Origin of the sequence: Psychrobacter sp. 78a-MNA-CIBAN-0178 (genome assembly GCF_040309625.1) — a bacterium.
In the GTDB taxonomy this organism is placed as follows: domain Bacteria; phylum Pseudomonadota; class Gammaproteobacteria; order Pseudomonadales; family Moraxellaceae; genus Psychrobacter; species Psychrobacter okhotskensis.
In genome coordinates this window covers 1-13,650 of the sequence record NZ_JBEOOZ010000027.1, presented here as the reverse complement: position 1 = coordinate 13,650, position 13,650 = coordinate 1, and the positions used below count along the sequence as shown (strand labels likewise).

The following is a 13,650-nucleotide window of genomic DNA, read 5'->3' as shown; positions in this document are numbered from 1 at the left end:
AGTATTTTCTATGCGTTGCACTGAAGCGCTCTATTTTTGAGGTTTTTGTTGTACAACCACAGCCGATAGACTGTGGTGATATGCGCCGTACTTATTTTAATGACTGCATAAAATTTCGTAATAGAACAAGGAATGTTCAATGGTAGATTTAACGTTTTTAACCACTCCGAAAATCGTTTGTAAGTCAGGCGGATTAACGAGTGAGCTCGGTCAGTTAGCAAAATCATTATTGGGTGATAACTTAACTGACGATGCCGCAAGTATGAATGGCAATCTACCGATGGCACTATTGGTGACAGACCCTGGCATCGTCCAGTTCGGCTATGCCAAGCAAGCTTGTGCGTCATTAGAGCTAGCAGGTTTTCAAGTCACTGTATTTGATGGTGTGCAGGCAGACCCTCCTTACGAAGTTGTTCGGCAAGCCGCCAAAATTGGCAAAGAGTCGGACGCAACTGTGGTGATAGGGCTTGGGGGTGGCAGCTCGATGGATACTGCAAAAATCGTTGCGCTCGCTATTCATTCGACCCAGTCGTTAGATGACATGGTGGGTAACGAGCAAGCAACAGGCACTCGATTGCCCCTTATTGCTATTCCGACCACGGCAGGTACTGGCTCAGAGATGACCTTTGTCTCGGTGTTGACTGGTGATAAAGGCGACAAAAAAGCCATTTATTCTTCTAAATTGTTGCCTGATATAGCACTGCTCGATGCTGCGCTTACCTTGGGCATGCCAAGACATGTAACGGCTGCCCCAGCATTGGATGCGATGGTGCATTGTATCGAAGCCTATACCAGCCGTACCAAGAAAAACCCCATATCTGATGCCCTCGCAGTCAAAGGTCTAAAGCTTTTAACGCAAAACTTTATGACGGTGCTAGAGGACGGCAACGATATAACAGCACGGGAAAACATGTTATTAGGCTCAACCTTAGCGGGCATGGCCTTTGTCAATGCGTCGGTCGCAGCGGTGCATGGCTTATCTTATCCGTTGGGTGCCAAGTTTCATGTGCCCCATGGTCATTCTAATGCCTTAGTGATGGGGCCAGTCTTTCGTTTTAATATCGAGGCCGCAAGTCGCCATTATGCTGAGCTTGCCAGTGTCATTATGCCGCAGCGTCAGTTCGCAGATGAGCAAGCAGCGGCGCATGCGTTCGTCGATGAGATAGAAGGCTATTTAAACAAAAGTGGCTTGCCTACGAGGCTAAGTGAAGTGGGAGTGACGGAAGCTGATTTATTGCCGATGGCGACCGAAGTGGTAGAAAAAATTGCTCGGCTGATCGCTACAAACCCGCGTGATATGAGCATAGAAGAGGTACGGCAGATGTACCAGAGTGTCCTATAGCTTCTTATCTATTTCAACCCTTAAACCGATATACCTTTGATTAATGACACTTTTGATCAGTTAGACCTTTGAGTAAGCAAGGCCGCTTACCTTATTAGCCTCATCAACCACAAGGAGTACTCTTTATGAGTCAACGTGAATTCACTACGCTAGCCACAGGTTTTACCTATACCGAGGCCCCACGATGGCGGGATGGTAAGCTTTGGATATCAGATTTTTATACCAAGTGCGTATACTCAATAGATTTGGATGGCACGGTAACGACCATTGCCGAAGTACCCAATCAACCCTCTGGCTTGGGCTGGCTACCAAATGATACCTTGTTGGTGGTGTCTATGAAAGACAAAAAAGTCATGAAAATTAAAGAAGATGGCAGTCTAGAAGAGTACGCAGACTTATCTAGTATTGCCAAAGGCTATTGCAACGATATGTACGTCGATGACCACGGTCGCTGTTATGTGGGCAACTTTGGTTTTAACTTGATGAACGGCGGCGATATGGATACTGCTTGTCTGATTATGATTGATATCGATAGCACGCTAAAAGTCGTCGCAGATGAATTATACTTTCCTAATGGCACGGTCAGAACGCCGGATAAACGCACCTTAATCATCAACGAATCTTTCGGTAATAGAGTGTCCGCCTTTGCTATTCAAGACGATGGTACCCTTGGCGAGCGCAAAGACTGGGCGGTATTTGGCCCCCTTGCTACCGGACCTAACTTCGGTGATTATGCGCAGGCTTCAGTGGTTGCTCCAGATGGCGCGTGTATCGATGCTGAAGGAGCGGTATGGATATCAGACTGCTTGGGTCAGCAAGCAGTGCGAGTCAAAGATAACAAAATCGTAGAGACCATTGATTTATCACCCTTTAATGTAGGTACGTTCGCTTGTGAATTGGGCGGCGTAGATGGCAAGACCTTGTTCTTATGTGTGGCACCAGATTTTGAAGAGCATAAACGTACTCAAGCGCGTGAGGGAGAGATTTGGATGACTAAAGTAGCGGTTGGTGCAGCCTAATATCTGCTGAGCTGTTGGCGCATGTACTATGCTACAACAGCTTTTTGCTGTCAGAACTACTAAAATTAAAACAGACTAGAGTGATGCAATATAACTTGCATCATTTTTTGTTGTGCCTCAATAGGAGTGATGCTTTACTATGAATAGACTGATTTACGTTAAAAATGTTTATCCCATAATGAAGTCGGTATAAGCGGTAGTTATTGGGATAGTTTTTAAATGAGCATAGTCATAAAAATACAGGTAATTAGGAGTTTGATATGGGCTTGTTAGTCGATGGTCAATGGCAAGATCAATGGTATGACACCAAAGCTAGCGGTGGTCGCTTTCAGCGCGAAGATGCTAGATTTAGGAATTGGATAACGGCAGATGGTCGTGCAGGTCCATCTGCTGTAGGTGGCTTTGAAGCTGAGCCTGATCGTTACCATCTCTATGTCTCTTTGGCTTGCCCATGGGCGCATCGCACCACGATTTATCGCAAGCTCAAAGGTTTAGAAGACATGATTTCACTGTCTGTCGTTCATCCGTTTATGGGTGAGGAGGGCTGGACGTTTGCTGAGGGTGAGGGCGTGATTGCCGATCCATTGAACAATGCAACCCATGCTTATGAGATCTATGTCGCGGCAAAGTCCGACTACACCGGGCGCGTGACAGTGCCAATATTATGGGATAAAAAAACCAAAACGATCGTTAGCAATGAATCGTCTGAAATCATTCGTATGCTCAATTCAGCCTTCGATGAGGTTGGCGCACTAGCAGGTAATTTTCTACCGTCAGAATTATTAGCAGAGATTGATGAGATTAATGCCTTTGTTTATTCTACCGTTAATAATGGTGTCTACAAATCAGGATTTGCAAGCACGCAAGAGGCTTATGAAGAAGCGGTGACTGAGCTGTTTGCTGCGCTAGATACCTTAGAGGCGCGTTTGGCAAATCAACGTTATTTGGTAGGAAGTACGATAACCGAGGCGGACTGGCGCTTGTTCACGACTTTGATACGTTTTGATGCCGTGTATGTTGGGCATTTCAAATGTAATCTGCACCGCATCGTTGATTACCCAAATCTCTGGGGCTATCTGCGTGATTTATACCAAGTACCAGGTATTGCTGAAACGGTCAATATGACGCATATTAAGCAGCATTATTACACCAGTCATGCCAATATTAACCCGACTGGTATCGTACCAGTGGGTCCTATTATTAATTTTAATACACCACACAATCGTGAGCATCTATCGTGACTGAAAAGTAATACAGATATATCAGCAATACTGTCGCGTTTTTAGGATATTTTGCCTATAGCTGACTGTTGCGTTAAGTAGCAAGTAACGTGAGCAAAAGCCATTTACCCGCTACGGAAAGGTCATAAAAAAATCGCCCCAGCTGACTTAAGCCAGCTGGGGCGATTTTGTGTTGAAAGGCATTGAATCGGCTTATCATTTTTCTTGAGCTTGAGCTTGAGCTTGAGCTTGAGCTTGAGCTTGAGCTTGAGCTTGAGCTTGAGCTTGAGCTTGAGCTTGAGCTAAAAATGTCTAAGCCTACATAATGGTACCTAACAGCGCTTAAGCGTTGTTTAGCTGGCGTGCTGCCTCTAGCGCAAAATAAGTCAAGATACCATCAGCACCAGCACGGCGGAAGCCAATCAGAGATTCTAGGATAACATCATCACTTAACCAGCCATTTTGAATGGCGGCCATGTGCATGGCATATTCGCCAGAGACCTGATAAGCAAATGTCGGTACACCAAAGGTATCTTTGACTTCACGAATAAGGTCTAAATACGGCTGACCGGGTTTAATCATCACCATATCAGCGCCTTCATTGATGTCCATGGCGACTTCATGTAAAGCTTCAGCGCGATTGCCGAAGTCCATTTGATATTGCTTTTTATGACCACCTTTTAAGTTGCCAGCACTACCAACGGCATCACGGAACGGGCCGTAATAGGCGGAGGCGTATTTGGCTGAGTAAGCCATGATGGCTGTATTGACAAAGCCTTCTGACTCAAGCGCCTCACGCATGACTTTGATACGGCCATCCATCATATCGCTGGGTGAGATAATATCAGCGCCAGCACGAGCGTGGACAAGCGCTTGCTTGACCAATACTTCGATGGTCGAATCGTTCATGACATAGCCGCTGTCATCGAGCAGACCATCTTGACCGTGTGAGGTGTAAGGGTCTAAGGCCACATCGGTCATCACCACCATTTCTGGCAATGCATCTTTGATGGCTGTTACTGCGCGCGCAGCGAGGCCATTTTCATCATAGGCTGATTTGCCATCAGGTGTTTTTAAGGCGTTATCAATGACAGGGAAGATATCAAGGGTCGTGACCCCTTCTGCTAACAGCTCTTTGGCATAATCAATTAGCAAATCAATTGACAAGCGTTCGACACCCGGCATACTGGCGATCGTCTCGCGCTGGTTGTTGCCTTCTAGTACAAACACAGGGGCAATAAAATGCTTGGGATGTAACTCTACTTCGCGAATCATCGCTCGCACATTATCGTTATAACGCAAGCGGCGCAAGCGAGTGGCAGGGTATTGGCGGTTAAAGGTATAGCTCATAATCATTCCTTACTTATGGTTGTTTTACTCATTATTGTTGTAAATCACTAAAAATAGATTTTGTTATATAGTGCGTGATGTATTGATATTACTTTTCACTGACTATATTTGCTGCTCATATCGTGCCACTACTATAACCAAAGACAGCTGGCGAAAGCAAAAAGCCCTACCAAGTCGGCAGGGCTGATTGTATTTATCGACTGTCAACGTAATGCGTAAGCAACGTCATCAAACAAAGGTTTCAGAATAGCCTAAGGCTCATTAATCTGAGTCACAGGAACTTGTTCAACGCCAGCTTCTTTAAAAGTCGTCTCCTCAGTAATCACACCCACTGCCGCGTCTGTTTTGCCATCGTTATTGACATCAACGACAGCCGTGGGGTTAAAGGTAGTGATTTCTGATGGTTGTGACTGCTTAATCGCTTGAGCTTCTTGCACAGAAGCCACTCGTGCAGAGCTAGCTGCATCAATCGCGTTGGCTGCTTTGGTTTTGTTGCTATACGCAGGGAAATTGACCGCTTGCACCAAGTTGGTGTGTTGCGGCACAGGAATCACCGTTGGCACATCAAGGTTGGCACCGCCACCGAGCGCTTGGTATAACTCAATTTGGCTGACGAGTTTTTGTAGTTCTAGATCCAAAATTCCTTGTTGGGTCGAGAATAGCGAACGCTGGGCATCGAGTACATCTAGATAGTTTGAGATACCGGCTTTAAAGCGTGCATCGGCAATTTGATAAGTCTGCTCAAAGTTATCTTGTAGACGATACTGTGCTTCTAGCTGCTCACCCAAGGTGGCGCGTGTCGCTAGTACATCCGAGACTTCACGGAATGCCGTTTGAATAGAGCCTTCATAGTTGGCAAGCGTTTGCTCACGTTCAATTCTGGCCACATCATATTCTGCATCTAAACGACCTGCATCAAAGATTGGGACACTAATACTTGGGCCGAATGACCAGCCGACAGCGCCGCTCTTGAATAAGTCATCTAAGCTACCGCTACTGACACCAATACTACTCGCTAGGCTAATAGAGGGGAAGTAAGAGGCACGTGCCACTTCTATATTGGCACCAGCGGCTTTTAGGTTGTATTCCGCTTGCAGGACGTCAGGACGATAGCGCAACAACTCACTTGGTAGGCCAGCATTAAAGATTTTCTGGCTAGTGATATTGCTAACGGCAGGCGTTGGAATCAGCTCGTTAGGAATCGGAGCACCAATCAAATATTGCAGGGCATTACGCGAGGTCAAGATACTGCTCTGCGCCCGCAATACGGCAAGTTTAGCATTCTCTAAAGAAGCACTGGCTTGCAACGAAGGCAGTCTAGGATCAATCCCTGCCTCAAACCGTTTGGTCGCAATGAATAACGATCGTTCACGACTCTCAACCGTGGCTTCTGCCAACTTAAGCTGCGCTAAGCTATAGCTTAGATTGGCATAGCTTTGGGCAATGTTACTGATCAGACTGATCTGCGTCGAATCTTTGGCTGCGGTGGTCGCCAAGAAATTTTGCAAAGCTTGGTCTTTTAGACTAGCAATCTTACCCCAAAAATCCAGCTCATAATTGGCCAACCCTAGGTTGACGTTATAACTACTATTGGGGTTTTTGTCCGTTCTGTTCTGTGCTTGGCGCGTGTAACCACCACTACCATTGATGGTCGGCAGATCGTTAATATCGGTGATTTGATATTGCGCTCGTGCTTTTTCGATAGCTAGGCGTGCGCTCTCAAAGTCTTTATTGTTCTCTAATCCTAATGCAATTAGCCCTTTTAGGCGCTCATCACTATAGAAGTTCTGCCAGCGTTGTCCCGCAATACTAGGCTGGGCTGCGTTACTGGCCGTTTCCTTATCAAAGGCACCGTAGCTTTGTTCGATAGGGATGTTAGGCTCGGCAAGTACAGGACGGCTATCGGCTTTTGGAATGGTATTACAAGCCGCCATGCTCATCGCTAAAGCCGTTAAGCTGATTAAGCGAACACTATTTCTGCGCACTCGTGCAATAGTTGGGCTCGCAAATCTAGCAACCAGCGCTGCCTGTTCGCCTGACATTGGGCGCACATGAGCAGTAGTTGTGACTACCGCTGCTGAGTTAGTAGTAAAAGGTTGTGAACTCATTGTGTATTATCTCCAAAGCTTGCAGGCTGATAACTCTCAGAGGGAGTTGGGTTCTGCGGACCAGGCGTACCATTGTCATCGCCGCCATCGCCTTTATCATTTGGCTTGTTGTTGGCATATTTGTACGGGAACGCACTGCGTACCCAAATGTAGAACATCGGGATAAAGAAGATGCCTAACAAGGTTGCCGTTACGACACCGCCAACCACACTGGTACCAATAGCATTTTGACTGCCTGAACCTGGACCAGTCGCCAAGAATAATGGCACAACACCCAGACCAAAGGCAAGTGAGGTCATGATAATTGGACGCAGACGTTGGCGTGCCGCCGTCATGACCGCATCTTTTAGACTATAGCCTTCCTCTTGATGGTCTTTAGCAAACTCGATAATCAAGATGGCGTTTTTAGCCGATAGACCAACCACCGTCAGTAGACCTACTTGCAAGTAGATATCGTTGGCGAAGCCTCGTAACCACGTAAATATCACCGCACCCAATACCCCAAGTGGAATAACCAATAGGACAGAGAAGGGGATAGACCAGCTCTCATATAGTGCCGCCAAGCACAAGAATACGACTAAGATTGAAAGCGCGTAAAGCATCGGCGCCTGGGCACCTGATTTTTGCTCTTCCAATGACATACCCGTCCACTCGTAACTGATGCCTTCAGGTAATTTGTCTATCATGGCTTCCATTGAGCTCATGGCTTCACCAGTACTCAAACCTGGGGCTGCACTACCTTGGATATTCATTGATGGTAAGCTGTTATAGCGGGTCAGACGCGGTGAGCCTGACTGCCATTCACTGGTCGAAAAGGCATCAAATGAAATCATATCATTCGTCTCGTTTCGTACATACCACTTACCAATGTCATCAGGGTTGGTACGGCTGCTGGCTTCACCTTGTACATAGACACGTTTGATACGGCCACGATCGATAAAGTCGTTGACGTAGCTTGAGCCCCATGCAGTCGAGATGACGCTATTGATATTACCTAGCGACAAGCCATAAGCGGCTGCTTGCTCTTGGTTGATATTGACCTTGAGCTGCGGTGAGTCTTCTTGACCGTTTGGACGTACACCAGCGACTTGATCATTCTGTCCTGCCATACCTAAGAGCATATTACGTGCTTCAAGTAGGCCATCGTGACCAAGGTTACCATTATCTTGAATCATTAAATCAAAACCACTGGCATTACCAAGCTCAGTAATGGCTGGTGGTACAATGGCAAATACTTGTGCTTCATTTATCTGAGTAAAGAAATAACCCATTGCCCGACCAGCAACGGCTTGGGCCGTATTTTCATCACCGGAACGCTTGTCCCAATCTGACAAGCGAACGAATGCGAGTCCCATGTTTTGGCCTTGACCAGCAAAGCTGAAGCCTGCAATGGTAAAGACAGAGGCAATGTTATCGGTTTCTTGAGTGTCGTAATAGTTTCTGACTTTATCGAGCACTTCTTGCGTTTCATCTAATGTCGAACCAGCAGGAAGCTGAACCAAGGTAAACATAATACCCTGATCTTCTTCTGGTAAAAACGAGCCGGGAATACGTAAGAATACCACCACCATGACGCCGATAATGGCCGCATAACCAATCAAATATAGCCATTTGAAACGAATGCTTTTACCAACAAAGCCCTCGTATGAACGACTAAGCTTAAAGAACGAGCGGTTAAACCAGCCAAAGAAGCCTTTTTGCTTTTCGTCCTTGCCCTTTTCATGGCTCTTGCCACGTTTTAGTAAGGTCACGCATAGCGCAGGGGTAAAGACAAGGGCAACCAATGCCGAGAGTACCATAGCGGTAATCAAAGTGATGGAGAACTGGCGATAAATCACACCTGTTGAGCCACCAAAGAACGCCATCGGTACGAATACCGCTGATAAAATCAGGGCAATACCAATAACGATCTTACTGATTTCCCCCATCGATTGAGTGGTCGCGTCTTTGATAGAGATATCGGGGTCTTCCTCCAAGATACGCTCAACGTTCTCTACCACGACAATCGCATCATCGACCAGCAGACCGATGGAGAGAACCATAGCAAACATGGTCAAGACGTTGATACTAAAGCCTGCAATATACAACACTGCAAAGGTACCCAAGAGTACGACAGGTACGGCAAGGGTCGGGATAATGGTGGCACGCCAGTTCTGTAAGAAAATGAACATAACGATAAATACCAACACAATCGCTTCAATGAGGGTCATAACGACTTGTTCGATAGACAAGCGTACAAAGGGTGTGGTGTCATACGGAACGACTGAGGCTAGACCAATTGGGAAGTTTTTTTCCAGCTCAGCCATACGTGCGCCGACGGCTTCACGAGTCTCAAGGGCGTTTGCGCCACCAGCAAGTGAAATACCTAAACCGGCTGCTTCTTGACCATTGTATAAAGACACAACGCTATAGTTTTCACTGCCAATCTCGACATCTGCCACATCGCCTAAGCGCACTTGTGCGCCTGAGGTATCTGTTTTTAGTAGAATGTTTCGGAATTCTTCAGGCGTTTGAAGATAGCTTTGCACCGTGACCGTAGCATTGATAACCTGTTGGTCAGTATCAGCAGGTGCTTGACCTAACTGACCGGCAGATACTTGCGCGTTCTGCGCTCGTATCGCATTGACCACATCAGAAGGCACCATGTTATAGCTACGTAGGCGTGAAGGGTCAAGCCATACACGCATCGCATAGGTAGAGCCAAAGACTTGAACTTCACCCACACCCTCTACACGACTGATCGAATCGACGACATTAGAGTTAATATAATCGGCAATATCTGCCCGATCCATGGTGCCATCTTCAGAAATAAATGCTTGCACCATCAAAAAGCTGCTAGACGATTTATTGACGTTGACACCTTGACGCTGAACAGACTCAGGCAAGGAGCTCATCGCTGCTTGCAGTTTGTTCTGTACTTGTACTTGAGCTGTGTCAGGATCTGTGCCGTTTTCAAAGGTAAGCGTCACTGAAGCGCTACCATTTGACGAGCTCGATGACGACATATACATCAGACCATCGAGGCCTTTCATACGTTGCTCAATGATCTGTACGACTGAGTTTTCGACGGTTTGTGCATTAGCACCAGGATAGCTTGCACTGACCGAAATAGTCGGCGGTGCAATACGTGGATACTGTTCGATCGGTAGATTAATAACCGATATCACCCCGATGAGCATGACCAAAATAGCCATAACCCATGCAAAAATAGGGCGATTAATAAAAAAACGTGACATAGTATATCCCTAAGTCTTCCTATCTTTGAATGGAATTAGTTAGCAGCGGTTTCTGTAGGTTTCTTAGCAGAAGTTTCGTTACCAGCTGGCTTATCCACCGTTTTTGCAGCTTGCTGAGGCGTTTTGGCGTTTGGCGTGCCTTGTCCTTTTGCAGATGGTGCTGGATTGGCGTTTTCGAGTGGCTTAGCGACTACCTCTTGTTCAGGTTTGACTTTTGAGCCGCCAATCACCACCACTTTATCACCTGCTTTTAGACCGTCAGTGACAACCCACTGTCCGTTGTAAGTACCATTAATAGTAACTGGACGTACTTGGATTTTGTTGTTTTCATCGACGATATAGACTTGCGTCTCACTCTTAGATGTACGTGTCACTGCGCTTTGCGGGACTAATGCCGCATTGGTAATGACACTTTGGGTCAAGCGGGCAGTCACATACATACCTGGCAGCAAGATGTTGTTGCTGTTTGGGAAGATGGCACGTAAGGTAACCGCGCCAGTTGACTCATCCACTTTTGCTTCAGATAGTGCAAGCTTACCGCGTACCGGATAGACCGAGCCATCCTCTAGTACCAATTCAACCGAGTTCATACCGGGCTGCGCTTTGCCTTCCGATATTTGCTGGCGCAATTTCAACAGCTCAGACGAAGACTGACTGATGTCGACATAGATAGGATCTAAGCGCGAGATAGTCACCAACGGATTGGCTTGACTGGCACTAACCAAAGTACCAGCCGTCACATTTGAGCGCTCTGTGCGCCCTGAGATTGGTGCCCGTACGATGGTACGGTTCAGATCAAGGGTACTGGACTCTAAACCTGCTTTCGCGGTTTGAATGCCCGCTTTTGCGCTTTCGATACCTGCTTGCGTTTGACCGACAGTCGCTCGTGCACTGTCTAATGCAGCTTGTGCAGTACGGACTTGCGTTTGTGCTTGATCGTATTGTTGCTTCGAGATAGCATCAATCTCCACAAGCCCTTGTAGGCGCTGGAAGTCATTAACCGCTTGAGCTAATGACGCTTGGCGACTGCCCAATTCAGCTTTGGCATTGGCATTATTGGCCAGCGATGTCTGATAATTGGCTTGCGCCTGAGCGACCGCTGCTTCACCACTGGTGATAGAGGTGGCATAGTTATCAGTATTGATACGATAGAGCGGTTGGTCTTTTTTGACGTTACCACCTTCACGGAACAATACTTCGTCAATGACGCCATTGACCTGTGGGCGAACATCAGCGGTTTGATAAGCCGCTGTACGTCCAGAGAATGTCTGTACTTGAGGTACGGTATCGAAAGTGACGGTTTGAACGTTGACGACGGCAGGCGGCATCTGCTGCTGTGCGGCAGCATCAGCGCCAGCGGCGTCCTCGTTTTTGTCACAGCCAACCAGTACAGCTCCAGATAGTACAGATGCTATTACAAGCGCAAGATAAGAGTGCTTCATCAATGTCCTCGGCAATATAAATAAATAATGACAGTATAAAAAGTGTATAAATAAATCTTAATGTATTGAATGCTTTAGGTAGTAAAGACAGGGTAGTCTTGAAGCTAAGTGCACCACCATATCTTGCACATATCGCTTTTAATAGAATCAGTTCCAATCGAACCAATTTTAGTAGTAGATTACGACTACAACATCCCGTCGCTAAGTTTACATTCTGAATTATGAGGCAAGATTTATTAGCGTTAAAGATGTAGACAAACCACAAAGTTGATTAGTAAATTTAATCGCATATTATAAACTAATGGGCTTACCCCACAGTCAAGCACTTTAGAATAGAGATTATCCAAAGAATCAGTTGCTTTATTTTTACATCCTGTGCTAAGTGCCGTGGTTACAAGCGACACACCAACGAATAACCGAAAAAGTCATCTAGAGGCTTCGATGACAAAAAATGTTAACTTTTGTTATAAAAGTCATATGAGACGGTTATTCCTACCTGTTTGACCTCAAAAATCCCATGTGCAACCAAAACCTTTATTTTAGCAACCGTTAAATGTGACCATTAAATAAATGAGCCAAAACCTGTATCGAAGACGACTTTTATAGACACAGATATGGGCACAGCGTAAATGTTAGCAGTCAGACTATAATAAACGTGCGCTGGCAAGCTCTGTTAATTGGTGCAGCCCTTGGCGATAACGATTGTCAGGCAAGGTACTTAGCGCTTGTTGTGCCAGCTTCGTTTCTTCCAAAGCGCGCAGCTTACAATAGTCTAATGAGCCAGAGGTGCGTACCAATTCGATAAGCTGCTCTGCATTGGGTGTTTTGCCCGTTTGTACAGCGACACGTAATTGCTCATAGCCTGCTTTATCACTGTCTTTTAATAATTCAAGCGCTTTAATAGTCGGTAGGGTCGGTTTGCCTTCGGCTAAATCATCACCCAAGTTTTTACCCATTAGCTCACTATCACCGCTGTAATCGAGTACATCGTCGATAATCTGGAAGGCATTACCGAAGTGCTGACCAAAATCGCCCAGCGCGGTCATATATTCTGTTTTGTCTTGCAAGATAGCTGCGCCTTGGGTCGCCATCATAAACAGACGAGAGGTTTTGCCATCGATAATATTGAGATAATCGGTTTCAGTCGCGGCAGGGTTATGCTGATGTTGCAGCTGCAATACTTCACCTTCGGCAATATCACAAGTCCCGTCTGAGAATACCTGCAGTAGTGGCAAGCTTTGAAAACCAACCAACAAGTTAAAGGCGCGGGCAATCAGATAGTCACCGACCAGTACTGCTGTGGCATTGTCCCAAGTGGCATTCGCCGTTGGCTTACCACGGCGCTGCCCTGACTCATCAATCACATCGTCATGCACTAAAGTTGCCGTATGCAGCATCTCAGTAATGGCTGCCAAATGCATGGCCTGCTGTGATGGTGCATCATTGAGCATGCGCGCACATAACAAGGTAATCAACGGGCGCATCCGCTTACCACCTGCATTAATCACATGCTGTGAGACGCTCATCACCAATTGGACTTTTGAGTTCAGACTACCGAATACTTGCTTGTCCATAATTTCAAAATCATCCGCCACGATATTTTGGATATCAGCATAGGTCAGCGTAGATTGAGAAGTAGGAGAGATGTTATCTAAATGGGTACTGGTCATAATAAATAGTCATATTAATGAAAATAAAAGGGTGGGTAATAGCCCTAATCTATAGCTAGGATAGCTACCTACCTAGGGTTATTGTCTGGCTTATAATAGCATAGCTAGGCGTCTCAATTGTTGAATAAAGTAAGACATGACGCAGAGCATCGACTCTAAAACTGCCTGTATCTCTCTATTAAATACCTTAGATTAACACACCAAGTGCAACGCTAATTAATATTATAGAACGCCTGCATAGGCGTTTTAAACCCTAAGCGTTT

The 13,650-nt window shown here is 46.1% G+C and carries 9 protein-coding genes; 4 read left to right on the top strand and 5 right to left on the bottom strand.

Features of this window, described 5'->3' with window-relative positions; all coding sequences use genetic code 11:
• Window positions 1-139: 139 nt before the first annotated feature.
• The 4 genes from AAEY80_RS12220 to AAEY80_RS12205 all read left to right on the top strand — a co-directional run bounded on the left by AAEY80_RS12220 (window position 140) and on the right by AAEY80_RS12205 (window position 3,907).
• Window positions 140-1,342, top strand: coding sequence for an iron-containing alcohol dehydrogenase (locus tag AAEY80_RS12220; protein WP_025651766.1), 1,203 nt, complete (start codon window positions 140-142; stop codon window positions 1,340-1,342).
• Window positions 1,343-1,467: 125 nt separating this feature from the next.
• The gene (locus tag AAEY80_RS12215; protein ID WP_025651765.1) at window positions 1,468-2,361 is read left to right on the top strand and encodes an SMP-30/gluconolactonase/LRE family protein; all 894 of its coding nucleotides are present in this window, start codon (window positions 1,468-1,470) and stop codon (window positions 2,359-2,361) included.
• A gap of 260 nt (window positions 2,362-2,621) precedes the next feature.
• Entirely contained in the window at window positions 2,622-3,602 is a 981-nt protein-coding gene (locus AAEY80_RS12210; protein WP_025651764.1) for a glutathione S-transferase family protein, read from the top strand.
• A 182-nt stretch (window positions 3,603-3,784) separates the two neighbouring features.
• On the top strand, window positions 3,785-3,907 hold the full coding sequence (locus AAEY80_RS12205) for a hypothetical protein (RefSeq protein WP_350588393.1): 123 nt from the start codon (window positions 3,785-3,787) through the stop codon (window positions 3,905-3,907).
• Window positions 3,908-3,923: 16 nt separating this feature from the next.
• Here AAEY80_RS12205 and hemB read toward each other — a convergent pair whose 3' ends face one another.
• The 5 genes from hemB to AAEY80_RS12180 form a co-directional block, all read right to left on the bottom strand.
• Window positions 3,924-4,931, bottom strand: a complete 1,008-nt coding sequence (gene hemB, locus AAEY80_RS12200; RefSeq protein ID WP_025651763.1) for a porphobilinogen synthase — start codon at window positions 4,929-4,931, stop codon at window positions 3,924-3,926.
• 251 nt (window positions 4,932-5,182) lie between these two features.
• The gene (locus AAEY80_RS12195; RefSeq protein ID WP_101211215.1) at window positions 5,183-7,039 is read right to left on the bottom strand and encodes an efflux transporter outer membrane subunit; all 1,857 of its coding nucleotides are present in this window, start codon (window positions 7,037-7,039) and stop codon (window positions 5,183-5,185) included.
• The gene (locus AAEY80_RS12190; RefSeq protein WP_201566816.1) at window positions 7,036-10,275 is read right to left on the bottom strand and encodes an efflux RND transporter permease subunit; all 3,240 of its coding nucleotides are present in this window, start codon (window positions 10,273-10,275) and stop codon (window positions 7,036-7,038) included. The genes AAEY80_RS12195 and AAEY80_RS12190 overlap by 4 nt, the downstream gene beginning before the upstream one ends.
• Before the next feature lie 35 nt (window positions 10,276-10,310).
• Window positions 10,311-11,717: an efflux RND transporter periplasmic adaptor subunit gene (locus AAEY80_RS12185; protein WP_025651760.1), complete on the bottom strand. Its 1,407-nt coding sequence runs from the start codon at window positions 11,715-11,717 to the stop codon at window positions 10,311-10,313.
• Between the two features lie 644 nt (window positions 11,718-12,361).
• Complete coding sequence (locus AAEY80_RS12180; protein WP_025651759.1) at window positions 12,362-13,387, bottom strand: polyprenyl synthetase family protein; 1,026 nt, start codon at window positions 13,385-13,387, stop codon at window positions 12,362-12,364.
• Between the last annotated feature and the right edge of the window lie 263 nt (window positions 13,388-13,650).

Bases quoted from the DNA above. Each gene is read 5' to 3' on its own strand.
- AAEY80_RS12220 (WP_025651766.1), top strand. From the start codon at position 140: ATGGTAGATTTAACGTTTTTAACCACTCCGAAAATCGTTTGTAAGTCA.
- AAEY80_RS12215 (WP_025651765.1), top strand. From the start codon at position 1,468: ATGAGTCAACGTGAATTCACTACGCTAGCCACAGGTTTTACCTATACC.
- AAEY80_RS12210 (WP_025651764.1), top strand. From the start codon at position 2,622: ATGGGCTTGTTAGTCGATGGTCAATGGCAAGATCAATGGTATGACACC.
- hemB (WP_025651763.1), bottom strand. From the start codon at position 4,931: ATGAGCTATACCTTTAACCGCCAATACCCTGCCACTCGCTTGCGCCGC.
- AAEY80_RS12195 (WP_101211215.1), bottom strand. From the start codon at position 7,039: ATGAGTTCACAACCTTTTACTACTAACTCAGCAGCGGTAGTCACAACT.
- AAEY80_RS12190 (WP_201566816.1), bottom strand. From the start codon at position 10,275: ATGTCACGTTTTTTTATTAATCGCCCTATTTTTGCATGGGTTATGGCT.
- AAEY80_RS12185 (WP_025651760.1), bottom strand. From the start codon at position 11,717: ATGAAGCACTCTTATCTTGCGCTTGTAATAGCATCTGTACTATCTGGA.
- AAEY80_RS12180 (WP_025651759.1), bottom strand. From the start codon at position 13,387: ATGACCAGTACCCATTTAGATAACATCTCTCCTACTTCTCAATCTACG.